The sequence below is a fragment of the Epilithonimonas sp. genome (assembly GCF_056329745.1).
In genome coordinates this window covers 24,732-48,518 of sequence record NZ_JBWEYV010000002.1, presented here as the reverse complement: position 1 = coordinate 48,518, position 23,787 = coordinate 24,732, and the positions used below count along the sequence as shown (strand labels likewise).

Here is a 23,787-nt window from a genome sequence, read left to right as displayed (position 1 = left end):
AAAACGAAGTGTAAGTTAAGTGATTTCTCTGTGATTGCGTGTTTATAGGCGTCACAGAGAAATCACTTTTTTTCTTTGCACCATAACAATCAAAAACGATACTTATGGACAGCAATGAAATTTCATTCGAAAACCTGCCGAGAGCAGTGGCACATTTGGCTAACGAAATAGCCGAAATTAAATTTCTTGTGGAAAGAAAAGAAACAACTACAATTCCTCCAAAAAGAATTCCAATCGACATTGAAGCTGCGTGCGAATTAATTGGAAAAGCCAAACCAACGGTTTACACTTTAGTAAGAACTCGAAAAATTCCGTGTTACAAAAATGGTAAAAAACTCTATTTTTTTGAAGATGAATTATTAGAGTGGATTTCCCAAGGAAAAAAGAAAACATTACAGGAAATTCAATCTGAAGCTGACGCCAATTTCAAGAAAAATTTCAGGAAATCGAATGGTGAGTTTAATCAAAATTCACAACGATGAGCCAAAAAACCCCTTACATCCGAGTCGGAACCACGTATTATAAAATCATTGAAAAGCCATTAATATCGGGCGACACAACCTCGGTTTTGGTTCGTTGGAATCGCGAAACAATCATTAGCGACCATGGAAAAGCTTTTCTTTCCTCGATTCCAAAATATGATGGTTTTTGTTGCATTCCAGAACATTTAGATTATCAGCAAATCGTTCGAGGTTTTTATAATATTTATAACGAAATCCCATTCTCTCCTTCATCTGAAAACGAAAATTTCAAAAATGAAATTCCTTTTTCTTTGAATTTTGTGAAGCATATTTTCGGAAAACAGTTGGAACTCGGTTTAGATTATTTGAAAATCCTATTGCAATTTCCAACTCAAATTCTGCCGATTTTATGTTTGGTAAGCAAAGAAAGAGCTACCGGAAAATCAACTTTCATCAAATGGTTGAAAGAAATTTTCGGGTTAAATATGACTTACATTAAAGGCGATTCATTCGGAAGTCAATTTAATTCTGATTGGGCGGCAATGCTTGTTGTAGCGATTGATGAAGTGTTTTTCGATAAAAAAGAAATTACGGAAAGATTAAAATATTTATCAACCACCAACAAAGACAAGTTGGAAGCCAAAGGAAAAGACCGAGAAGAAATCGATTTTTTCGCCAAATTTATTTTGTGTTCCAATAACGAAGAAAATTTTATTCAAATTGACGAAAACGAAATTCGGTTTTGGATTCTAAAAATAAATCCGATAAAAGTGGAAAACACAGACTTTCTCAACAATCTCATTTCAGAAATCCCTCATTTTCTTCGGTTTTTAATCGAGAGACCTTTTGCAACTGAAAAGAAAACGAGAATGTGGTTTTCTGCCGATGAAATCAGGACAAAAGCACTTCAAAAACTGGTTTTCAAGAATAACAATAAACTAGAATCTAAGGTGATTGAGTTGTTATATGAGTTTTTTGAAAGCAACAACGAAGATGAAATTAATTTCGTTCCACAAGACATCCTGAACATGATGAACCGAATGTTTCGACCAACTTACTGGACGAGAAACGATATTCGAAATCTATTAAAGGAAACATGGAAATTGAATCCGCAAAATAACGGCTTAACCTACATCAGATACGACATTGATTTTGCAGGAACATTCTATCAAAACAATTCCGTTGGGCGATTTTTCACCGTTAAGAAAGATTTCATTCTTCAAAAATATGTTGAAATGTTGAATTAATTGATAATGAAAAGAAAATCAATCAATTAGTTCTCTACAAAATCCTCAACAAACTTTTAAACCCACTTTTTTGTTGAGTGTTTGTTGAGCAAATAAAATCGAATTTGTTGAATTGTTGAGCTTTTGTTGAATGATTAACTGTTTAAAATTCAATTATTTAATAAGTTTTTTCAACAATTCTACAGAAAATTACAATAATTAATACCCGAAGAATCTACACAATGAATTGCAAACAATTTAACAGCATAAAGTTGGAAGAAGTCCTCCAAATTCTCGGACACCTTCCAACAAAACAAACGGAAAAAGAAGCGTGGTTTCTCAATCCATTTTCCAAAGAAAACCACGCCTCTTTTAAAATTAATAAAAACCTAAATTATTGGTATTTACACTCCGAAGGAATCGGCGGAAAGAATGTCGATTTTATGAAAAAACATTTGAATGCTTCTGTAAAAGAAGTTTTAGAATGGGCAGAAAATCAGAATTTTTCTTCTTTTCAACAGCAAAAAACTTCCAATAGTAAATTGGAAAATCTTTCTAAAAACTATGAAATCATTGAAATTAAAAATGTTCAGCATCCTGCACTTTTAGAATATTTAAAGGAAAGAAATGTTGAAAATCAAACTCAATTTTTACAAGAAATTCATTATCGAATGAATGATAAAAATTACTTCGGAATTGGCTTCAAAAATGATTCTGGTGGTTATGAAATTCGCAATAAATATTCAAAAATTTGTTTGGGTAAAAAAGATGTTTCTACGATAAAAAATGGTTCAGAAAATTTGAAAATTTTCGAAGGTTTTTTCGATTTTCTTTCCTTTAAAAATGTAGAAAATTTTTTAGAAAAAAAACCTTCAGATTATCTGATTTTGAATTCCGTTTCGATGATTCATAATATTAAAAATTCACTCGGAAATTATGGAAATATTGAGCTTTATTTTGACAATGATGAAGCCGGAAATAGAGCAGTTGAAATGATTGAAAATGAAAACAAAAATGTAGAAGATTGTAGGATTTTGTATTTAGGTTTTAAGGACTTAAATGATTGGTTAATTCACAAAAACCCATCAAATGAAAGGCAAGTGAAGCACAGGAGAAGGTGAGTGAAATAAACACAGGTAAAATATGGTGGGATGCTTGTGCAAAAAGTACCCAAAGTTTACAATAAGCGTGGTCGCTGATCGTAAAATTGGGATTTTTGATTTCTTCCTATCGTCAGAAATGTTTTTAAATACACAAAATTTAATGAAATGGAAAACGACTTTTTACAAGAATTTATAAACCAAGCCACCAAAGAAAATGAAGCCAAAATTGCTCAGGAAAAAAGGAAAAAACATTTTCAAGAATTGGGCAGAAAAGGTGGTTTAAAAACTAAAGAAAACAAAAAACTGGATAAAGTAATTTCGATAAGAATGACCAATTCTGAATATGAATTATTGATTCAAAAACAAGAGAAATATCCTCTCAAATTATCGACCTATATCCGAAATGTTTTATTCGAAAAAGAATTAAAAATCAATGAATTTAAAACTGATGAAATCTTGCTTCAGTTTGGAAACAATTTCAAAAAAATAACCAATCTTTTGCGAAATCGAGAATGGAATGTTTTTGAAAATAAGAAAGAAATTTTAGTGAAAATTGAAACGACGGTTGATTTGATTCATCAATATTTATACTCAAAAATTCAGAAAAATGAATAATTCTGCAACCACAAGAACCATCACAAAAATTGCTTTAGAATATAATGGAAACGACAAAGGAACTGCAGAAACAGTGGCTTCAAATTGTCTTTTAAGTTCGACGGTTGAAGGTCAGTTTTTGGAAATGAAAACCGTTGTAGACCGAAACACGAATGTGAAAAAATGGGCTTTAACTGGCTATATTTCCCAACCCGACGAGCTTGGCAGAAAGTTGACGGATGAAGAATTTACAGAAATCGCTACCAAAGCTTTAGAAAAAATTGGAGTGAGCGATAAGAATCAATTTCGATTGGATATTCATAACAGTACGAAACAAAAACACATTCATTTTATCGTCAATAGGATTGATATTTCGGGAAAATGTACGGTAAAATCACACGATGTAGGAAGAAGATTTGGAGAAGCAGTTCGGGAAGTTTGTAAAGAAAAAGGGTTGTTGACCGATGTGGAAATTGGAATTCAGAAAAAAGCAGAAATGCTGAAAAATTTAAAAGAAAGCCTAAAAACAGCGAAAAATTTTGATGAACTTATTTTTAAAATGAAAGAAAGAGGTTTTGAAATTCAATTATCCAAGAATGTGAAAGACGGCGTTTCGGGAATGCGAGTCGTGATGGAGAAAGATAAAAACCCCAATACAGACAGAATTTATAAAGCAGGCTACAAACTTTCTGAAATTACCAACAAGTTAAAAATTGCAGAAATCAAAGTAATTCTCAATGAAAATAAAGAGAGAAAATTGGATGATGAAACTGTTTTTTCTGAAAATTCAAACCAAGAAAACAATGGAAATATACAAAAAAACAACTCCGTAATCAGCGAAGTTGGAAAAGCAATTGAGCAGTTTTTAAAACCAACGTACACCTCCAATTCGGATGATGAATTGTTAAAGAAAAAGAAGTGGAAATCGAGATAATAATTAAAAAAATAAATCAAAAAAAATGGAAAATCAAAAACAAAACGACGGAACGAAAAGCAACGGAATGGAATTGCTGGAAAACGTGATAAAATCTAACGAGAAAAATATTGCTTCAAACGAAGCAAATATCGAACAATTTGTAAAAGTTGAATTTGTTGTGGAAGACTTTATCAATTCGTCAAAACATATCCAGACTGGTTTGCGTGATGTAAGTGCAAAGTATGATGATGTCGAGAAATTGTATGAATTGGAGCAAGTGAAAAGAACTGAATTTCTTGCCAATATTCCCACCAAAATAGAAACAGTTCTTTCGCAAGAAACCATTGATTTTTATGATAATTTTGAAAACAAAGTTAAAAGACTAGAAAAATTTATCTGGAGTGGAATTGGAGTTGCTGTTTTTTCGGTTTTATTGCTGATAATTTCCATCAATTTCGCAACCAAATGGTACAAAGAAAGCATCAAAGCAAAAAGCGAACTGCGCCAAGATATTCTAAATGAAATTGCTGGTGAAGGAAAAAAAATCTATGATGAAAAGGAGATAAATATATTGAGTGAAAATACTGAAATTATGCAGCTTTGGATTAAGAATAATCCTAAAAAAGGGGAAGATTTTTTGAGATTTAAGGATGGGTTTGAAGCGAGTTTGAAATCAAAATAATCATTCTTTATTTTTTAAATGTTCGTTATTTCATTCAAAATAAATATATTTGTATGAAATAACAATCATTTATAGAATGAAACAACAAATAATCCTTCCCAAATTCAATCAATTATTAGAACAAATGGGAGAAAACATAAAACTCGCGAGGAAGCGAAGAAAACTCACTGCAGTACAAGTTGCGGAAAGAGCTGGAATTGCTCGTTCAACATTATATTTGATTGAAAAAGGCGATTCTAGTGTTTCGATGGGTGCATATTTTAATGTCTTAAGAGTTTTAGGATTGCAAAATGATTTCCTAAAATTAGCTGCAGATGACGAGTTCGGTAGAAAATTACAGGATTTGGAATTGCTGAAATAAACGGCTAATATTATGAAACAAGGAAAATTTGACATCTACGTTTTTGCACATTGGAAAGGAATGCTAGAACCAAAAATGATGGGAATTCTTTCCGCACATTACGGAAAAGGAAAAAAAGCGTTTGGTTTTGAATACGATAAAAATTGGATTAAAACGGAATCACAAAGATTAATTGATCCAGATATTCAGTTTTTTTCGGGTGCGCAATTTCCTAATAATAAAGAAAATTTTGGCGTTTTTTTAGACAGTATGCCCGATACTTGGGGACGAACTTTAATGAAAAGAAAAGCCGCACAACAAGCCAGAGAAAACGCTGAAAAGCAGCAAACACTTTATGATATTAATTATCTGTTGGGCGTTTACGACAAAACCAGAATGGGCGCTTTGAGGTTCAAAACTTCTTTTGATGGCGAGTTTCTTGATGATGATCACGAACATTCTACACCGCCTTGGTCGTCTATTCGAGAGCTTCAAGCCGCTGCGAAAAATTTGGAAGATGATGAGAATGTCGATGTCAAAAAATGGTTGGCGATTCTTATGGCTCCAGGTTCTTCGTTGGGTGGAGCAAGACCAAAAGCCAATATTGTAGATGAAAACGGAGATTTGTGGATTGCAAAATTTCCTTCTAAAAATGATACCATCGACAAAGGAGCTTGGGAATTTTTAGCGTACCAATTAGCGTTGAAAAGTGGTATAGAAATGACTGAATGTAAAATTGAAAAAATCACAGGAAAATACCATACTTTTTTCACGAAAAGATTCGATAGAGAAGGCGAGAGTAGGATTCACTTTGCTTCAGCAATGACGATGACGGGAAATAGTGAAGAAAATTTGAGATTTCACACTGCAAGTTATCTCGATATAGCCGAATTTGTAATGAATAATGGCGCAAATGTCAACGAAAATCTTCATCAACTATGGCGAAGAATTGTTTTCAACATTTGTATTTCCAATACTGACGACCATCTTCGGAATCACGGTTTTATTTTAACCGAAAACGGCTGGATTTTATCTCCGGCTTATGATTTAAATCCTTCTGTTGAGAAAGATGGATTGTCTTTAAATATTGATATGGACGATAATTCTTTGGATCTCAAATTAGCCAAAAGTGTAGGTATTTATTTCCGATTAAATGATTCTGAAATGGATGCTATCATTGTCAAAATTCAAGATGCAGTCAGTAACTGGAAAGATATTGCAACTGAAATCGGGATTTCGAGAGGAGAGCAGGAATTGATGGTAGGAGCTTTTCGATTTTAGTTCTTTTACGGTTTTCCTTTAGTTTCCTTTATTTGATTTTGTTATATTTACAGAAACCTAAGATTTACTATGAAATTCAACGAAGACTCACGAGTTAAAATACCAGCTTTATTGCATTTGGCAAGACTAGGCTATACTTATATCTCAAGGTCAAAGCAATTTCGGTTGGAAGAAAACAATATATTTTCTGATATTTTTAAAGGAAGCATTTCAAATATAAATCCGGAACTTTCTTCGGGAGAGGTAACTAAACTTTTAGAAGATGTCAGTTTTAAATTAAAAAATGACGATTTAGGCAGAGACTTTTTTAAGCAATTGACTAATACTTCAGGAATAAAACTTATTGATTTTGATGATTTCGAGAATAATTCTTTTCATATTACTACAGAATTGACTTATAAAAATGGAGAAGAAGAATTTCGTCCGGATATTACTGTTTTAATTAATGGAATGCCGTTGGTTTTTATTGAAGTTAAAAAACCTAATAATAAACAAGGCGTAATTGATGAAAGAAATCGTATCAACAGACGCTTTACCAATGCAGCTTTTAAAACATTTACGAACATTACGCAATTAATGATTTTTTCCAATAATATGGAATATGAAGATGGCGTTATTGACCCTGTTTATGGCGCTTTTTATGCTACTTCAGCCAATGGAAATTTACATTTCAATTATTTTAGAGAAGAAGAAAATCTTAATCTTACCCATTTATTAAAACCTGAGAATGAGGATTTAGAAAACTCAATTTTAAGAGATAATAATATTGTTGCAATTAAAAATACAGATGAATTTCTAACGAATAAAGATTACAACAAACCGACCAATAGAATTTTAACCTCACTTCTTTCTAAAGATAGATTGGCTTTTATTTTACAATTTGGTTTGGCTTATGTGGAAGAAGAAATTGATGGTGTGAATGTGATTCAGAAACACATTATGCGTTATCCCCAGATATTTGCGACTAAGGCAATTAAAGCAAGTTTAGATAAATCTATTAAAAAAGGAATTATTTGGCATACGCAAGGAAGTGGTAAAACGGCTTTAGCATATTACAATGTGAAATTTCTGACCGATTATTATCAGAAGAAAAATATTATACCTAAGTTTTATTTTGTGGTCGACAGATTAGATTTAGCCAATCAGGCAGCTTCTGAATTTGGAATGAGAGGATTAATTGTAAAAAGAGTCAACTCCAGAATTGAATTTTTAAAAGATATAAAAACCATCAGTGCATTACAAAATAGCACAGGCGAACCAGAGATTTCTGTAATTAATATCCAGAAATTCACGGAAGAAAGTACTGTTGAAAAAGTGTTGGATTACGACCTTAATATCCAACGAATCTATTTTATTGATGAAGCACACCGAAGTTATAATCCGAAAGGAAATTACCTTATCAATCTTTTAAAATCAGATGAAAATGCTATAAAAATTGCTTTAACAGGAACTCCACTTTTGAAAGAGGTTGCCAAAGATTACGATTCTAAAGCAATTTTCGGCGATTACATTCATAAATATTATTACAACAAATCTATTGCAGATGGTTATACTTTGCGATTGATACGAGAAGGTATCAATACGCAGTATAAGTTACAGATGCAGGATATTATGGATGAGATTTTGAAAAAAGGAACGATTAGCAAAAGTGATATTTTTGCACATCCAAAATTTGCAGAACCAATGTTAGAATATATTCTGACAGATTTAAAAGCATTCAGAAAAACCCACCAAGATGATTCGCTAGGAGCAATGGTGGTTTGCGATAGTTCTGATCAGGCAAAAGCACTCTTTGCAGAATTTGAAAAAATATACGGAACACAAACTCAAGATTATCTGAGTGTAGCAGAAGAAAAAGCGAAATATGGCAACAATGATTCTTTGAAAGCCTCGTTGATTCTGCACGACATCAATGATAAAGAGTATAGGAAAAAAGATGTAAAGTCTTTTAAGGCAGGAGATATTGATATTCTTTTTGTTTACAATATGCTGTTAACTGGTTTTGATGCGAAAAGATTAAAGAAATTATATTTGGCGAGAGTAGTCAAGCATCAAAATTTACTGCAAACTCTGACTCGTGTCAATCGACCTTATAAAAACTATAAATTCGGATATGTAGTCGATTTTGCGGATATTTCTAAAGAATTCAAAATTACCAACGATAATTATTTTCAGGAATTACAAAGTGAGTTGGGAGATGAAATGCAGAATTACAGCAATCTCTTTAAAACACGGGAAGAAATACAAGAAGACAAATCAAGAATAAAAGAATTTCTTTTTCAATACGATACCAGGAATGCTGAGAATTTTTCTGACCAAATCATTCAGATTTCAGATAAAAAAAGATTACAGGATATTATTAATATTCTCAGTTCTGCAAAAGAATTAAGAAACATCATTCGGTTACAAGGTGATGATGATTTATTAAACGGAATAGATTTCTTTAAATTAAATCAACTTCTGAAAGTTGTACAAGACAGGTTGGCAAGTATTAATTTTGTAGAAAACCTTGACAATGAAGACGAGAACAATAATCTGCTGAATGTGGCTCTGGAAGACATCTATTTTCAGTTTGTAAAAGTTTCGGAAGAAGAAATGATCATCGCAGATCAGCTTCGAAATGACCTTCGAAAAACCCGAGAAGAATTACAGAGAAATATTGACCAGAAAGATCCTGAATTTATAACATTAAGAGAAGAACTAGAAAGGATTTTTAAAAATAAAAACCTAGACGAAGTTTCACAAGAAGATATGAGAAGCAATATTACGTTGCTAAAATCTGTTTATGCTCGAGTAAATGAGCTTAATAATAAAAACTCCAATATCAATTCAAAATATAACAACGACGACAAATTTACCAGAATCCACAAAAGAATAATGGAAAAAGGAAGTATTTCTGCTCAGGAAACCCAAATCCACGAAGCATTGATGGATACCAAAATAATGGTTGATCTTCTCGTTTTAAGCAATACCAATATCCTGAAAGATGGGAATGATTATTTTAGTGATGAAGTATTGAGCATCATTATACAAAAATTTATAGACAACAAAAAAATGAAACTTGACTTCGAAACGACCCAAAATATTAACCAGTTGGTTGTAAACGAATACAGACAACAATCTTATATCAACTAATGACAGATTTAGAATTTATATCGAACACAAAAAAACTTATTGATGACCTTAAAAGTGTTTGTGCCAATTATGGTTTAGGAAACGACGGAAACGAATTTAAAATTATTTCACAAACATTTCTTTACAAATATATGAACGACAAGTTCAGTTATGAAGCAAAGAAAATTAGTGAAACCTTAGCTGAAGCAACTGACTTTCAGAAAGCTTACGAAGTACTTTCAGAAGAGGAAAGAAAATTTCTCATCGCCCGAATCGGCAACAAAGCACCTAAACTTCAACCCGAACATTTGATTTCTTATCTTTTTAACAATTCTACCAAAGCAAATTTTGCAGAAACTTATTTTGATGGAACATTGCGGAATATCAGCCTTGATAATTCTAATCTATATTCCATAAAAACGGCAAGTGGTGTAAAAGATAAAATGTTTGATGATCTCAGCCAATTCATTACTGATTCTTCCCAAAGAGATGCTTTTGCAAGAGCGTTGGTTAATAAATTAGTGAATTTCAGTTTTGAAAAAATGTTCCAAGAGAAATATGATTTCTTTGCGACCATTTTTGAATACTTGATTAAAGATTACAACAGTGACAGTGGCGGAAAATATGCCGAATATTACACGCCTCACGCAGTTGCCAGGATTATGGCGGCTATCTTGGTAAAAGATGCTGTGACTAATGTAAAAGTGTATGACCCTAGCGCAGGTTCTGGAACGCTTTTGATGAATATTGCTCACGCAATTGGTGAAAAAAACTGTTCAATTTATTCCGAAGATATTTCTCAAAAATCGAGTAATATGTTGAGGTTGAATTTAATTCTAAACAATCTTTCACATTCTATCCCGAACATTATTAAGGGAAATACGATTTCTGAACCTTCCTATTTAAAAGAAAAGTTTGATTACATTGTTTCCAATCCACCTTTCAAATTAGATTTTTCAGATTTTAGAAACGATTTGGATAAGGATAGTTTCAAGGAAAGATTTTTTGCGGGAATTCCCAATGTTCCGAAAGCGAAAAAAGACTCGATGTCTATTTATTTGCTTTTTATTCAGCATATTATGCACAGTCTAAGTGCAACGGGAAAAGCAGCTATTGTTGTTCCGACAGGATTTATAACAGCACAAAGTGGTATTGAAAAAAAAATACGTGAAGCTTTAATCAATCGTGGTTGGTTACGAGGTGTAGTTAGTATGCCTAGTAATATTTTTGCAAGTACGGGAACCAACGTGTCTGTAATTTTTATTGACAAAGAAGCAGATAATGAACATATCGTTTTGGTAGATTCTTCTAAATTGGGAAAAACCATAAAAGAAGGAAAAAACCAGAGAACGGTACTAACCAGAGAAGAGGAAAAGCGAATAATCAACGCAATGAATCAAAAGTTGCAGGAAGAAGGTTTCTCAGTTGTTATCTCTGCAGAACAAATTAAAGAAAAGAATTACAGTTTCAGTGCAGGACAATATTTTGAAGTAAAAATAGAGTATGTAGAAATCACAGCAGAAGAATTTCAAAATAAAATGATTGCCTTTGAAAATAATTTAACAGCAATGTTTGCTGAAAGTGCTGATTTAGAAAAGAAGATACAAGAGAATTTGAAAAAGTTGAGGTATGGAAAGTTTTAAATTAAAAAATTTATCACTTCATATTACGGACGGTGAACACGGATCTGTTATTGATGATCCTAATGGAGAATATTATTTGTTAAGTAACAAAAATATTGTAAGCGGAAATATTAAAATAGATAATAAAGATAGGATAATATCAAAAGAATCTTTCGAAAAAATTAATAAACGAACAAAGTTGTCAAAAGGAGATATCGTTATTTCAACAGTAGGAATACTGGGAAAATCTGCAATTATTAAAGATTTTGTGAATTATGATTTTCAAAGAAGTGTAGGGATTATAAAGCCTAACCTAAAACTTTTAAATAATGAATATCTGTATTACTATTTAAACACAAAATTTGTACGTAAAAGAATCAACGATTTATCAAAAGGAGCTGTACAAAAATGCTTCTTTATATCAGATTTAAACAATCTAGATATTCATTTACCAGAAAGCTTGAATGTGCAACAAGAAATAGCAAAAGTACTTTCTATCTTAGATGAAAAAATTGAGCTAAATAATAAGCTAAATGATAATTTAGAGCAGATGGCAAAAACGCTTTATGATTATTGGTTTGTACAATTTGATTTCCCCGATGAAAACGGAAAGCCTTATAAATCAAGCGGTGGCAAGATGGTTTGGAATGAAGTTTTGAAAAGGGAAATTCCGATTGGATGGGAACTTAAAATTATTGGCGATTATTGTAAATCTAGAGGAGGCTTTGCATTTAAGTCAAGTTGGTGGACTACTTTTGGAGAATCTGTTATAAAAATTAAAGATATTCAAGAAAACTGCACATTGAATCTAAGTGATTTATCTTTAGTCAATTTAGAAGGTAAGAATATTGATGATAAATTTAAAGCTAAAGCTGGAGATATTGTTATTGCAATGACGGGAGCTACTGTTGGAAAATATGCAATTGTACCTAACACCAACAAACAACTTTATGTAAATCAACGTGTTGGTTATTTTGATTTAGGTTTGTCGCCAACTATAAAATTGCCTTATTTAATAAATTCTTTAAATCAAAAATATTTTAGAGAAGCTATTTTCACATTGGCAAGTGGAGCAGCACAACCCAATATAAGTAATGAACAAATTAATAGCATACAATTATTAATGCCGACAAATCAGTTAATTGAAAATTTTAATTCTCAATTAAAATCAAGTTACGATAAGATTTTAAATAATCAGAATGAAAACCAACAACTTAGCTCATTACGCGACTGGCTTTTACCCATGCTGATGAATGGACAGGTAAAAGTTGAGTAATTTTGTAAAATAAATTATCATTTAGTTTATTGTTTAATTCAATTTTATTGTCAATATCCATTAGGATGTTGGCAATTTTCTTTTGAACATTGAGATTTGGCAACAGTATTTTTAAATTATAGTAACTGTCAAATGTCATACTCGGAACTCCAGTTCCTGTATTTAGATTTTCTAAATTTAATATTTTCAAATAGTTATAAAGAAAATATGGTTCTGTTTCGTCTTCATTTATTTCAGTATAATAAATGGTATCAACTGTCCAAAAAGGAATTTTCGAAAATTGGATATTATCTAAAGTTCCTTTTCTAGGAAGTAAAATACTTGGTTTGCCATATAAAAATTGATTACCATAACGCATAATTCCTCCACTTCCATATATTGGAATTGTCCCATTTGAAACGGTTTTATGGTCTTTTCCATTTTTTATCTTAACTAAATCTCTAAGAAAATATTCTTTCATCATTAACTTATAAATTTCCGATGAGCAATTTTCACATTAGACTGATTCACCATCGCATAATGCAAGGTCGTATCAATTTTAACGTGACCTAATAATTTCTGTACTTGCTCAATCGGCATTCCCTTATCTATCGCCATTGTAGCCAATGTTCGTCTGAATTTATGCGGATGTACTTTATTGATTTGTGTTTTCAGTCCAAGCTTTCGTAGCACATTTTCTACGCCACCAATAGAAAGTCTTTGATGCGGTTTTGATAGTGAGACAAAGAGCGCTTCATTGTCATCAGTTCGGGTTTTCAGATATTGTTTTAAGTGAATTTTGGTTCGTGCATCAAAATAAACTTCCCTTTCTTTATTTCCTTTTCCGGTTACAATACAAGAACGTTCGTGGAAATCAATGTCTTTTCGGTTGATTTTCACAAGTTCACCTACACGAATTCCTGTTGAACTAAGAATTTCAATAAGCGTAAGATCTCTGATTTCCTTACAGTTGTCTCTTAAAATTTCTATTTCTTCATCACTCAAAATTTCTTTAATAATTCTAGGCGTTTTAACTTTATGAATTCTTCTCACTGGACTTTTTAAGATGTAATCCTCATCTTCTAAAAATGAGAAAAAGCTTGAAAATATCCTCCGAATATTATCGATAGTAACCTTGCTGGAATTCTTCGTTTCTTGATAATCAGAAAGGTAAATTCGTAGATCGTTAGTGGAAATTTCGGTCACTTTTTTACTTAATTTTTTGAAAAGCGTATCTATTGTTGAAAAATAATATTTTAGAGATTTCTCCGAACATCCTTCTACTTTTTTGGAAGAAATAAATAGATTGAGAATCGATTCGTTGTTATCTATAAAGTGTTGATTTTCTTTGTTTTGATTGGTTATTTCTACATTATGAAAACTCTGGTGAATTACCTTTTCTAACATCGTCATCTGTTGAAAGTTTAAAGTGGCATTCATTGCATTCATAATCTCTAGTTTCACTAATTCCTTCATTGCTATGCTTTATTTAAAATTTAAAAATCCGCAAAGGAATGAAAAACAAAAATAGCTAAAGTTCATCTTTTACTAAACTAAATGATAATTTAGAGCGTATGGCAAAAACGCTGTACGACTATTGGTTTGTGCAGTTTGACTTTCCAGACGAAAACGGAAAGCCTTATAAATCAAGTGGTGGCAAGATGGTTTGGAATGAAATTTTGAAGAGGGAGATTCCGATAGATTGGGAATTTCAAACAATTGAGGAGCTAGGGACAATTACAGGAGGAAGTACACCTTCAAAAGCTATTGAAGATAATTTTTCTAAAAACGGTATTCCTTGGATAACACCTAAAGATTTGTCCCAAAACATCGGAAATAAATTTATTACAAGAGGTGTATTTGATGTCACTAAAAAAGGTTTAAAAGAGGCATCCTTAAATATTCTACCAGCAAACTCCGTTTTGATGTCATCAAGAGCTCCGATAGGATATTTAGCTATTAATAGATTTAATTGCGCTACAAATCAAGGATTTAAATCTATTGTTTGTAATAAAGAATATCCTTTTGAATATGTATTTTATGTACTTAAACATAATATGCTTTCAATTGAAGCCAATGCATCTGGTTCTACATTTAAAGAAATCTCTACAGCAGTTTTAAAAAGAATCAAAATTTTAAAGCCCCAAAAACGATTAGTTAATCAATTTAAAAATATTGCTTCAGTACTTTTTCAACAGCAAAATAACTTAGAGCAACAAAACCAACAACTTAGCTCTTTACGTGACTGGCTTTTACCTATGCTGATGAATGGACAGGTAAAAGTGGAATAATTTTGTAAAATAAATTATCATTTATCCGATTAAAATCAAGCCACTATGGATTCCCGTATTTTTTGTTAAATTCAAAAACGTATTTTTGTGGAACTTAATAATCTATGAAAAATATGGAGGAATCATTACGAAGCAAAGTTGCAGAAATGCTCACTTCAAATTGGGCTCAAGATATTATTAGATCAAATGAATTTTACTTTCAGAAAGCTACTGACGCTTTACAAGATTTTTTGGTATTTGAGGTAAATGCAGAAACTGAAAATTTTCTTCGTTTAAATAAAAAAAAATATTCTGAACTTAAATTACTTTTTGATGATACAGCAGAACTCTCAGAGTTTGGGAAGCTGTTGCTGACAATTGTGTCGTATTGTGATTCAAATGCACATAGAAAAAAGGAGTTGAATCAGTATGATGATAATAGAGTTTTAGCATTTGCATTTGTTAGAATGAATAATTGGGTTGAGCAATTAATCTCTTATAAGTTTGGAGAAGATATTCCTGATGGATCTGTTAAAAATGCGATTAACTATATGTTGAATCCTCTAGATAATTTCACAATGTTGAGTGAGAATCATAGACAACAAATTTCGGAGAATCTTTTTTTTAAAGCTTATAAAAACACTACGTTTAAAGACAGTTTTTTAGAATATTTTGACGAATTTAGAATTGATGTAAGCAATTTAAAAAATAAGACACATCTTATAACAAGAATTGCATACTTTTTAGAAAAAGAATGGAAGGAAAGTTTAGTTGGTATTATGGCATCAGATAGTACAGGTTGGCTTTCTAACCACCAAATGAAAGATTCATACGATGTGTTTTGGAATTCAAAAAGACCATCTGGAACTAATAAAACGTTGAAGTTGTTACGAGAATGCATTGATGAGAATGGACATTTTAAGCTATTCTACACGTCGTATTACAATGTTAATTATATTGCAGAAGTAATTGATTTTGTTGAAAATGAAAAAGAGTATGAGAAAGCGAATTGGAAGCAAAATTATACAAATCAGGAAAATTGTCCGAAATATGACCAACTGCAGGACGATAATAAAGTTGCAAAAATTACTTTCTTGATTGATAAGTTTTATAAAGTTGGTCCAATTCCAATTAATCAGTTTAAAATTTACAAATCATATTCCTATCCAACACAGGATAATTTAACTCCTATTCAGGAATATATTTCGAATGCCAGAATAAATGAGATACAGAAAATGGAAAATATAAATACCTTACTTCAATACAAAAAACAAATCATCCTCCAAGGTCCACCCGGAACAGGAAAAACCAGATTAGCAAAAAACATAGCATTAGGAATGTTGGGTCTTAATAATGTGAATGAATTACAAGACAACGAAGAATTCAAACTTATTCAATTCCACCCAAGTTACACCTATGAAGATTTTGTACGAGGAATTGTAGCGGAGTCTAAAGGAGATAAAATTGAATATAAAAATGTGAATAAAACTTTAGGCTTATTTGCAGAAGAAGCATTGAAAAATTATCGTATCAGCTCTCAAAACTCCATTGTAAATAATTTAGATATTTGGATTGATGAAAAATTTGAAGATTTTAAAAATGAAATAGAAAAAGATGTAGAAGAAAGCGAAATTAACTTATCTGGAAATATTAATTTGTTTAAAGTAGAGGTTGATAATTTTAGATATGGTAAAGATTGGGCTTCACCTTCTAGAATTAATTTTTCGGATTTCAAAATATTAATAAAAGCAGTTCTGGAAAATCAATTAGTGATTTCATTACAAAAGATTCCAAAAGAACTTTCTGTTCACGCACATTATCGTTATACTTATTACAATGCTTTACTGAAAAAATTCTTTGATAATTATTCTTATAATGGGGAAACTTATTCAGAAACTCGGAAAAACTACGTCCTAATAATCGATGAAATCAACCGAGCTAATCTTTCATCTGTTTTAGGAGAACTCATTTATGCTTTAGAATACCGTGGTGAAAATGTAGAGTCTATGTACAAAGTAGGAGATTCAAACAAATTAACTCTCCCCCCAAATCTATACATTATTGGTACAATGAATACCGCAGACAGAAGTGTCGGTCATATCGATTATGCAATTAGAAGACGTTTTGCTTTCGTAGATGTGTTGCCAAAAAATTTAGAATCAGAATTAAAAGATGATTTTAAGGTTGATCTTTTTGCTAAAGTTGCGTCATTATTTATTGAAAACTATGATGTAGCTATTGATTATTCGGATGAGAATGTGGTGATGAAAAAGTCAGAATATATGACTGGAGATTTCGATCCTAAAGATGTTTGGTTGGGACATTCTTATTTTATTCAGCACTACGAAAAAAATGAGATTGGTGAAGATATTAAAGAAAAACCTGTTGATTTCCGTTTTAGAATTAGGTACGAAATAAAACCTATCCTAGAAGAATATATAAAAGATGGTATTTTGAAAGAGTCGGCAAGAAGTATTATTAATTCCCTTTAATTGAAAATTTGAATGCTTAGGATTTCAGAACATTTTGAATATTATCATAAAGACCATATTTCTATTTTTCAAAAAATTGAAAATTGGGAGCACTATTTTAATTTATCAACTTTAGAAGATAAAATAAATTTTGAAAATGATGAAGAAAAAAACTGTGTTTCCATTTCATTAAATAGAAATTCTGAGGGAAACCAATATTCCTGCAGTATTTCTTCGTCTTATTATATTGGTTTAGATCGTTTTCCAAATTTAGGCGCGAATATCTATATTGAACCAAAAATTAATAACGAAGAAAGACAAGTGAATTATGTCCAAATGCTTTTGGAATCATTGAAAGAGCCAGAAAACTTTGAACATTTAGATGGATTGATTTCTACTAAATTCAATGAAGAATGGATTGAAATTGACAATCAATTACAACCACTTTTAACACCTTTTTTAATAGCTCAGTTTTTATCAGTTGTAAAAGATTTGGTAAAAAAAGGATTGAAAAAATCCTATTACGAAAAGATTGAAAATTTAAATAATAGAGTTAAAGGAAAAGTATTGGTAGGACAACAAATCAAACAAAATATACTTAAAAATCGCTACATAAAAACAATTTGTAAATTTCAGGAATTTGGTTTTGATATTGAATTAAACCAATTTATAAAATTTGTTTTATCTCGTGTTTCAATTCATTTGGAAGATTATTCGAAAAATTCAGACATTTATAAAAACTTAGTAGAAATTCAAAGATACTGCGATGGTGGTTTCTATCAAGTAAGCGATAATATTTTCAGTAAATTAAATTTTAAAGAGAGCAATCCGTTTTTTAAAAACTATAATCGTGCAATTCAATTAGGAAATCAAATTTTGGCGTTAAATGACTACAATATTTCTAAAAACTCCAAAAAATCAATAACATTGCATCCACCATTTTGGATAGATATGAGTAAGTTATTTGAATTGTTTGTATTTGGAAAACTTCGTGACAGATACTCTTTGGAAGGAGAAGTACAATATCATAAAAAATTCAATAAACAAGAACCAGATTTTATTCTAAATACAAATTGTGGAATAAAAGCTGTTGTAGATGCGAAGTACAAACCACGTTATTCAAACGGAAATCCCACGATGGAAGATGCACGACAATTGGCTGGCTATACCAGGTTAAATAGTGTTTACAAAGAATTTGGAATCGAGAATGATGACGTGATTTCTGCTTATTTCATTTATCCCGGAAACTTAAATTTCACAGAAAAAGATCAGCATACTCAAGAAGATTTCAAAGTAAAAGAAGAAACTGAAGAAATTCCCCTTTTCGAAAGTTCATTCAGAGTTTCTTCTTCATATAAAAAAATGTATTTGCAAGAAATTAATTTACTTGTGAATTAAACTGTTCACGTTAGAGTTACACGATTAAGTTTTCGAAATCTTTAGTTAAAGTTGATCGTTCAATAATGTTTTTTAAACGAAAATGTCGAACGTCTCCTTTTCTTAATAAGCAATTTGCAATGATAAAAGTTTCTTCAATTTCATCTTCGTTTTCAAAAGTGCTAGTAGAACAATTGGTTATTATTCTTTGCGTAAATCTTCCTTTTCTGTCTGTATAGTTGATTTCATAAAACTTATCTTTCTCCCAAGATAATTTTTTTATATCATTAAAGACGTTCGAAGAATAATCTGGAAATTTATCTTTAGCTAAATCTGTAATTTTAAATGTCGTTGCCTCAAAATTGAATTCTTGTAAATAAGAAGATTTCACTTTTTTTGAAAAATAGTCAGAATATACGATCCGTACTTTATGATTTAAAAGAATGATGTTGATGATTTCAACTAACGTATTATTAATTTGACTTTTAGGATGTCCTTCAAATGGTGTGATTTTTGGAATTTTAAATAATTTACTTCCACTCATACCCAATTGTATAATATCAATTTTTTCTTGATCAAAAATAACTTCCTCTACAATGTTAATAGGGATAAAATCTTCAGAAAATGATTGTTTAGAAGGGTTAAACCATTTGCATTTTAATAAGAATTTGCAAGAATCCTTTTTCAACGTACCATCTTTTGGATCTCTTCTATCTTTTAAAAATTTAGAATTTTCAACAACGTCAATTACGGTCATTACTGGCGGTAAAAAATCCATATAGGATTCAGTTCGAAATTTTTCTTTATCACCTTCTTCACTCCAACTGATTTTCTTTTTCCCCAATTCTGCATCAGCAGTATTTAAAATCACTTGTTTTCCTTTATATTTTTTTTTTACAGCAATTAATTCGGTTGGAACTGTTTTTTTACCCGCAATGTCCTCTTCTATATTCTCTTTTTCTGCATTAGTAATTGGAATTATTTCGTCAATATTAAACCAAAATTTTTCATAATTACAATTTTTAGAGTTATAGAAAGTGCCCAAAACTTGTCCTAAAAGTTTTTCTTCATTCTCAGAATCTGGATTGAATTTATTTTGCTTTAATATTTCAGTAACTACCATAAGTGGTGGGGTCATTAATGCATTTGCTCCAATTTTCGTCTTTTGATTTAAAGAATAAGGGTGGTTTTTTAAAGAAATAACATCGCCAATTTGAAAGTTACTCATAAGTAGTATTTAGTTTTTTATTTTACTATATTTGATGTACTCGTAGGAAGTTGATTTTTTACATCTAGTCAGGACTACAGGACTTCGGTCTTACTGCTTTTGCAGGATTAAAGTTTGCAATGCAGTATTCCCGATAAAAGGAATATCACGCATTCAAGCACTAAGATAAGTAATTTGACGATAAGTTCCAAATTCATAAATTCTAATATTATTAAGGGTTTAATTGGGGCAACATCAATTAGTTGCAGTATATCTTTACGAACATTACAATGACTCAGTTAATGGGTACTAGTCCGCTCTTCGGAGGTATGTAAATTTAATAATCATTATTGCTAGAACTTTCTACGGGGTTTTTATGAGAAATGATACAGACAAACCAAATTGGATGAAAACGAAGGGATATTTGCATTTGTCCCCGAGTTTACGCATCAATGAAAATTGGAAAAGTTATCAAAAGAAAATCCAAAACCCCTCTTTCATACAGCAATATGCTTTTTACCCTTTGATGCATTCTATCATCAAAGAAAGAAAATATAAAAAAGTAAATTCCGAAAAGCATTTAAATGAAAAAGTGAGGACTCATAATTTCAAATTTGATGATTTCAAATTTGAAAAAACAGCAAAAAAAAGACCTCTGCATTATGCGACACATTTTGACGCTTTAATTTATGGATATTACGCCTCAATACTAAATGAATTGTATGAAACGGCATTAAAAAAAGATCTTGGACTCGACGATTGCGTTAATGCTTACAGGAAAATTATTTTAGACGAAACTGGAAAAGGAAAGAGTACGATTCATTTTGCTAAAGAAGTTTTTGATGAGATTAGAGATCGTAGCGATTGCCAAGAGGAAGTAGGGGTACTAACTTTTGATATAGAAAGTTTTTTTTCAAGCTTAGACCATCAGTTGTTAGAAAAAAAGTGGAGCGATCTATTAGGTGAGGAAGAATTACCTCCAGATCACAAAAACGTTTTCAAATCTTGTACAAATTTCAGTTATGTATTAAGAGATGATTTGCGAATTAGAATACAAAAAAGTGGTAAACAATCTGGTTTTGATGAAAAAAAATTAGCAAAAATAAGAAGAGAAAAAGGTTTTAAAAGTTTCTTTGAGTCAAATGCAGATTTTCGAAATACTATAAAACAGGGAAAATTAAGAATTTATAAAAACTCATTTTATAATAAAGAAAAAATTCAAGTAGGTATTCCTCAAGGATTGCCCATAAGTGCAGTTCTTGCAAATTTATATTTGTTGGATTTTGATAAAAATATTCTTAACAAAGTTGTAAAGGATAAAGGGGGATTTTATAGAAGATATTCTGATGATATTATTATAGTAGCAAATGTAGATGATCTAGAAGAAATAAAAAATTATGTTGAAAATCTTATTAAACAAAGCAATCTAAAAATAAGTTCTTCAAAAACCGAATCTTTCGTTTTTAGAAAATCAATATACAATCAAGAACAAAATAGTAGACTAACTTCCTTTAAGCAAGTTGAAGGTAATGAAAGGAAAGACGCGCCTTTAATATACCTTGGATTTGAATTTCGAGGATACAATACCTGTATAAAATCAACAAATATTGCTAAATTTTATAGAAGACTAATTTCTATCGTTCGACGAAGATCTAATCGAGCAATAAGAAACAAAAATCCAAATATTCCAAAAGCGGTGTTTAAAAATCAAATTAAAAAATTATACAAAAAACCGTTACGAGATTTAGATGGGGAAAATAGAGAAATTAAACAGACTTTTCGGAATAGAACATTTCTTGTAGAAAATGAAAGAAATGAGTTTTCAATGATCGTTAAACCATCTGTAAATAAAAATAAATCAAACTATTTTAGCTATATTAAAAGGTGTGAAAAAATTTTCGATAGTAAAATTTTTTCTAAACAGCTTCGGAAAAAAGAACATTTGCTAAACACCGCTATTGCAAAGCATTTGAATAAATAAGGCTTGTTTTGAATAATCAAACTGCAGGAATTTGTCAAAAGACGAGGTGTTGCGCTAATGTATTATGATTAAAGATTTATAAACCATATTTTGTCACAAATATTTACTAAATTTGTGACAATAATTATTTATATAAACCGTGCAAACAACTCATAATCATATAGAAACTAAGATTAAGAAATCTTCTAAGGGAAAAATATTTTTCGCAGAAGACTTTCTGAGATTTGGCTCTGCTGAGAATATTCGGCAGGTTCTGCGTCGGTTGGAAGAACAGGGAGTTTTGGTTCGGTTGGCTCACGGAATTTATTTGGTTCCGAAGAAAGATGAGCTTTTAGGAACGGTCTATCCAAGCATCGAGGAAATTGCAAAGGAAATTGCGAAAAGAGATAAAGCCAGAATTGCACCTACGGGAGCGATGGCAATGTATTTGTTGGGGCTTTCTACCCAAATTCCGCTACACGCGGTTTACCTTACAGATGGTGCGCAAAGAGAAATTAAAATAAGAAAAAGCATCATTAAATTTAAGAAAACTGCCCCTAGAAATTTAGCGGTTAAGGATGAATTGCTTCAGCTCATCATTCAAACATATAAAATAACCGGCGAGAAAAATATTTCAGAAGATTTTGAGGAAAAACTTACAGTCTATATTAAGAAAATAGACGAAAAAGTATTAATGTCTCAATTGAAATATGCACCAGTTTGGATTCAAAAAAGAATAAAAAACAGATACCTTTCATAAAAATGTGGCATCAGCAGCTTACTAAAGAACAAAGAATTGAAACCTTAAACCAACTCGCTCTATCAACAGGTTATGCGCCTTTTGCGATAGAGAAAGATTGGTGGGTTTGTATGGTGTTACGCGCTGTTTTTCAATCAAAATATAAAGACCAAATTATCTTCAAGGGTGGAACTTCTTTAAGCAAAGCTTATCAAATTATCGAACGGTTTTCGGAGGATGTCGATTTAATTATTGATAAAAATTTATTAGGATTTGCAGAAGATCCAGAAACCAAAACGCAAATGAAGAAACTTCGAAAGACCGCAGGAAAATTTGTAATCTCCGAATTTAGAGAAGAATTGGTTAAACAATTGGAGAAGTTAGAGATTTCTGAGAATGAATACGAAATTAAATATTCTGAAATTATTGACGATCTTAGCGATCCAAATCACTTAGAATTAGTCTATAACAGTGTGATTCCACAAGAAAGTTACGTGCAGCAAAAAGTTCTTATTGAAATGGGAGCAAGAGCAATGACAGAACCTTCGGAGAAAAAAATGGTAGAATCATTTATAGAAAACCATTATAAAGATGCCCCTTTTTCATTGCCACAATTTGAAGTTTTGGTAACTGTTCCTACAAAAACATTTTTAGAGAAAATACTTCTAATTCACGAAGAATTTTCAAAACCAATAGAAAGAATTAGAAGCGAGAGAATGAGTCGTCATTTGTTTGATTTGCACCAACTTTATCATACAGAATACGGAAAACGTGCACTAATTGATGATAGCCTTTTTGAAAGAATTGTTGATTTTAGAAAAAGAATGAATAATTCTAAGTGGATCAACTACGACAATCATAAAAAGGGTCTTATCAATATCATTCCTCCTCAAGAAATAATGAATAAATGGGAAGAAGATTACAGAATAATGCAGGGAAGTATGATCGTAGGCGAGAGTCCGAATTTCAAAACTTTAATTGAAATAATGAAGGAAATTATGGGTAAATTGAACAAGGTAGTAAGCTGATAATGATAGAAAATATTCAATTTAGCGTTTGTTTATATTCGTTAATTTAGTATCATATTTGTACCATTAAAACACAACTGATTGATTTTCAGCATTCGTTACTTTTGAAGAAGTAAACAGAGGGCTTAGAATCGAATATTT

20 protein-coding genes are annotated in these 23,787 nt (G+C 31.0%); 17 read left to right on the top strand and 3 right to left on the bottom strand.

Annotated elements, in window-relative coordinates; genetic code table 11:
• Positions 1-104 precede the first annotated feature (104 nt).
• The 11 genes from AC00Y6_RS02070 to AC00Y6_RS02020 all read left to right on the top strand — a co-directional run bounded on the left by AC00Y6_RS02070 (position 105) and on the right by AC00Y6_RS02020 (position 12,615).
• Complete coding sequence (locus tag AC00Y6_RS02070) at positions 105-482, top strand: helix-turn-helix domain-containing protein (RefSeq protein WP_123910515.1); 378 nt, start codon at positions 105-107, stop codon at positions 480-482.
• Positions 479-1,708, top strand: coding sequence for a primase-helicase family protein (locus AC00Y6_RS02065; protein ID WP_474488955.1), 1,230 nt, complete (start codon positions 479-481; stop codon positions 1,706-1,708). Before AC00Y6_RS02070 ends, AC00Y6_RS02065 begins: the two co-directional genes overlap by 4 nt.
• 422 nt (positions 1,709-2,130) lie before the next feature.
• Positions 2,131-2,808, top strand: a complete 678-nt coding sequence (locus tag AC00Y6_RS02060; RefSeq protein ID WP_474488954.1) for a toprim domain-containing protein — start codon at positions 2,131-2,133, stop codon at positions 2,806-2,808.
• Positions 2,809-2,955: 147 nt separating this feature from the next.
• On the top strand, positions 2,956-3,405 hold the full coding sequence (locus AC00Y6_RS02055) for a plasmid mobilization protein (RefSeq protein ID WP_333854171.1): 450 nt from the start codon (positions 2,956-2,958) through the stop codon (positions 3,403-3,405).
• Positions 3,398-4,318: a relaxase/mobilization nuclease domain-containing protein gene (locus AC00Y6_RS02050; protein WP_333854169.1), complete on the top strand. Its 921-nt coding sequence runs from the start codon at positions 3,398-3,400 to the stop codon at positions 4,316-4,318. The genes AC00Y6_RS02055 and AC00Y6_RS02050 overlap by 8 nt, the downstream gene beginning before the upstream one ends.
• Before the next feature lie 25 nt (positions 4,319-4,343).
• Complete coding sequence (locus AC00Y6_RS02045; protein ID WP_474488953.1) at positions 4,344-4,982, top strand: hypothetical protein; 639 nt, start codon at positions 4,344-4,346, stop codon at positions 4,980-4,982.
• Between the two features lie 76 nt (positions 4,983-5,058).
• Positions 5,059-5,343, top strand: a complete 285-nt coding sequence (locus tag AC00Y6_RS02040) for a helix-turn-helix domain-containing protein (RefSeq protein WP_123910526.1) — start codon at positions 5,059-5,061, stop codon at positions 5,341-5,343.
• 12 nt (positions 5,344-5,355) lie between these two features.
• Positions 5,356-6,603 carry a type II toxin-antitoxin system HipA family toxin gene (locus AC00Y6_RS02035; protein WP_123910527.1) on the top strand — a complete coding sequence of 416 codons (1,248 nt, stop codon included), beginning with the start codon at positions 5,356-5,358 and terminating at the stop codon, positions 6,601-6,603.
• A 69-nt stretch (positions 6,604-6,672) separates the two neighbouring features.
• Positions 6,673-9,738, top strand: a complete 3,066-nt coding sequence (locus AC00Y6_RS02030; protein WP_474488952.1) for a type I restriction endonuclease subunit R — start codon at positions 6,673-6,675, stop codon at positions 9,736-9,738.
• Positions 9,738-11,360 carry an HsdM family class I SAM-dependent methyltransferase gene (locus AC00Y6_RS02025; RefSeq protein WP_474488951.1) on the top strand — a complete coding sequence of 541 codons (1,623 nt, stop codon included), beginning with the start codon at positions 9,738-9,740 and terminating at the stop codon, positions 11,358-11,360. Before AC00Y6_RS02030 ends, AC00Y6_RS02025 begins: the two co-directional genes overlap by 1 nt.
• Positions 11,347-12,615, top strand: coding sequence for a restriction endonuclease subunit S (locus AC00Y6_RS02020; RefSeq protein WP_474488950.1), 1,269 nt, complete (start codon positions 11,347-11,349; stop codon positions 12,613-12,615). Before AC00Y6_RS02025 ends, AC00Y6_RS02020 begins: the two co-directional genes overlap by 14 nt.
• On the opposite strand, the gene AC00Y6_RS02015 is transcribed toward AC00Y6_RS02020, so the two are convergent.
• Both AC00Y6_RS02015 and xerA read right to left on the bottom strand, forming a co-directional pair.
• On the bottom strand, positions 12,554-13,078 hold the full coding sequence (locus AC00Y6_RS02015; RefSeq protein ID WP_474488949.1) for a restriction endonuclease subunit S: 525 nt from the start codon (positions 13,076-13,078) through the stop codon (positions 12,554-12,556). The two genes, AC00Y6_RS02020 and AC00Y6_RS02015, sit on opposite strands and share 62 nt — an antisense overlap.
• Positions 13,078-14,070 (bottom strand): site-specific tyrosine recombinase/integron integrase, encoded by a 993-nt coding sequence (xerA, locus tag AC00Y6_RS02010; protein WP_474488948.1) that lies wholly within the window; start codon positions 14,068-14,070, stop codon positions 13,078-13,080. The genes AC00Y6_RS02015 and xerA overlap by 1 nt, the downstream gene beginning before the upstream one ends.
• A 98-nt stretch (positions 14,071-14,168) precedes the next feature.
• Here xerA and AC00Y6_RS02005 point away from each other — a divergent pair, with 98 nt between their 5' ends.
• From AC00Y6_RS02005 to AC00Y6_RS01995, 3 genes are all read left to right on the top strand, one after another.
• A complete protein-coding gene (locus AC00Y6_RS02005) occupies positions 14,169-14,885 on the top strand; it encodes a restriction endonuclease subunit S (RefSeq protein ID WP_474488947.1) in 717 nt (238 codons plus the stop codon).
• A 113-nt stretch (positions 14,886-14,998) separates the two neighbouring features.
• Entirely contained in the window at positions 14,999-17,356 is a 2,358-nt protein-coding gene (locus AC00Y6_RS02000; RefSeq protein WP_474488946.1) for an AAA family ATPase, read from the top strand.
• 12 nt (positions 17,357-17,368) lie between these two features.
• The gene (locus AC00Y6_RS01995) at positions 17,369-18,733 is read left to right on the top strand and encodes a 5-methylcytosine restriction system specificity protein McrC (RefSeq protein WP_474488945.1); all 1,365 of its coding nucleotides are present in this window, start codon (positions 17,369-17,371) and stop codon (positions 18,731-18,733) included.
• 16 nt (positions 18,734-18,749) lie between these two features.
• On the opposite strand, the gene AC00Y6_RS01990 is transcribed toward AC00Y6_RS01995, so the two are convergent.
• Entirely contained in the window at positions 18,750-19,940 is a 1,191-nt protein-coding gene (locus AC00Y6_RS01990; protein ID WP_474488944.1) for a hypothetical protein, read from the bottom strand.
• Between the two features lie 385 nt (positions 19,941-20,325).
• Between AC00Y6_RS01990 and AC00Y6_RS01985 the strand changes: the two genes are divergently transcribed.
• The 3 genes from AC00Y6_RS01985 to AC00Y6_RS01975 all read left to right on the top strand — a co-directional run bounded on the left by AC00Y6_RS01985 (position 20,326) and on the right by AC00Y6_RS01975 (position 23,646).
• Positions 20,326-21,900, top strand: coding sequence for a reverse transcriptase domain-containing protein (locus AC00Y6_RS01985; protein ID WP_474488943.1), 1,575 nt, complete (start codon positions 20,326-20,328; stop codon positions 21,898-21,900).
• 139 nt (positions 21,901-22,039) lie between these two features.
• Positions 22,040-22,639: a DUF6088 family protein gene (locus tag AC00Y6_RS01980; protein WP_333854147.1), complete on the top strand. Its 600-nt coding sequence runs from the start codon at positions 22,040-22,042 to the stop codon at positions 22,637-22,639.
• 2 nt (positions 22,640-22,641) lie between these two features.
• A complete protein-coding gene (locus AC00Y6_RS01975; RefSeq protein WP_333854146.1) occupies positions 22,642-23,646 on the top strand; it encodes a nucleotidyl transferase AbiEii/AbiGii toxin family protein in 1,005 nt (334 codons plus the stop codon).
• Positions 23,647-23,787 lie beyond the last annotated feature (141 nt).

What these genes read in the sequence shown, in the direction of transcription:
- AC00Y6_RS02030 (WP_474488952.1), top strand. Translation starts at nt 6,673, where the DNA reads ATGAAATTCAACGAAGACTCACGAGTTAAAATACCAGCTTTATTGCAT.
- AC00Y6_RS02070 (WP_123910515.1), top strand. Translation starts at nt 105, where the DNA reads ATGGACAGCAATGAAATTTCATTCGAAAACCTGCCGAGAGCAGTGGCA.
- AC00Y6_RS02005 (WP_474488947.1), top strand. Translation starts at nt 14,169, where the DNA reads ATGGCAAAAACGCTGTACGACTATTGGTTTGTGCAGTTTGACTTTCCA.
- AC00Y6_RS02020 (WP_474488950.1), top strand. Translation starts at nt 11,347, where the DNA reads ATGGAAAGTTTTAAATTAAAAAATTTATCACTTCATATTACGGACGGT.
- AC00Y6_RS02055 (WP_333854171.1), top strand. Translation starts at nt 2,956, where the DNA reads ATGGAAAACGACTTTTTACAAGAATTTATAAACCAAGCCACCAAAGAA.
- AC00Y6_RS02000 (WP_474488946.1), top strand. Translation starts at nt 14,999, where the DNA reads ATGGAGGAATCATTACGAAGCAAAGTTGCAGAAATGCTCACTTCAAAT.
- AC00Y6_RS02060 (WP_474488954.1), top strand. Translation starts at nt 2,131, where the DNA reads ATGAAAAAACATTTGAATGCTTCTGTAAAAGAAGTTTTAGAATGGGCA.
- AC00Y6_RS02040 (WP_123910526.1), top strand. Translation starts at nt 5,059, where the DNA reads ATGAAACAACAAATAATCCTTCCCAAATTCAATCAATTATTAGAACAA.
- AC00Y6_RS02050 (WP_333854169.1), top strand. Translation starts at nt 3,398, where the DNA reads ATGAATAATTCTGCAACCACAAGAACCATCACAAAAATTGCTTTAGAA.
- AC00Y6_RS02065 (WP_474488955.1), top strand. Translation starts at nt 479, where the DNA reads ATGAGCCAAAAAACCCCTTACATCCGAGTCGGAACCACGTATTATAAA.
- AC00Y6_RS01990 (WP_474488944.1), bottom strand. Translation starts at nt 19,940, where the DNA reads ATGAGTAACTTTCAAATTGGCGATGTTATTTCTTTAAAAAACCACCCT.
- AC00Y6_RS01995 (WP_474488945.1), top strand. Translation starts at nt 17,369, where the DNA reads ATGCTTAGGATTTCAGAACATTTTGAATATTATCATAAAGACCATATT.
- AC00Y6_RS01985 (WP_474488943.1), top strand. Translation starts at nt 20,326, where the DNA reads ATGAAAACGAAGGGATATTTGCATTTGTCCCCGAGTTTACGCATCAAT.
- AC00Y6_RS02015 (WP_474488949.1), bottom strand. Translation starts at nt 13,078, where the DNA reads ATGATGAAAGAATATTTTCTTAGAGATTTAGTTAAGATAAAAAATGGA.
- AC00Y6_RS02045 (WP_474488953.1), top strand. Translation starts at nt 4,344, where the DNA reads ATGGAAAATCAAAAACAAAACGACGGAACGAAAAGCAACGGAATGGAA.
- AC00Y6_RS02035 (WP_123910527.1), top strand. Translation starts at nt 5,356, where the DNA reads ATGAAACAAGGAAAATTTGACATCTACGTTTTTGCACATTGGAAAGGA.
- AC00Y6_RS02025 (WP_474488951.1), top strand. Translation starts at nt 9,738, where the DNA reads ATGACAGATTTAGAATTTATATCGAACACAAAAAAACTTATTGATGAC.
- AC00Y6_RS01975 (WP_333854146.1), top strand. Translation starts at nt 22,642, where the DNA reads ATGTGGCATCAGCAGCTTACTAAAGAACAAAGAATTGAAACCTTAAAC.
- xerA (WP_474488948.1), bottom strand. Translation starts at nt 14,070, where the DNA reads ATGAAGGAATTAGTGAAACTAGAGATTATGAATGCAATGAATGCCACT.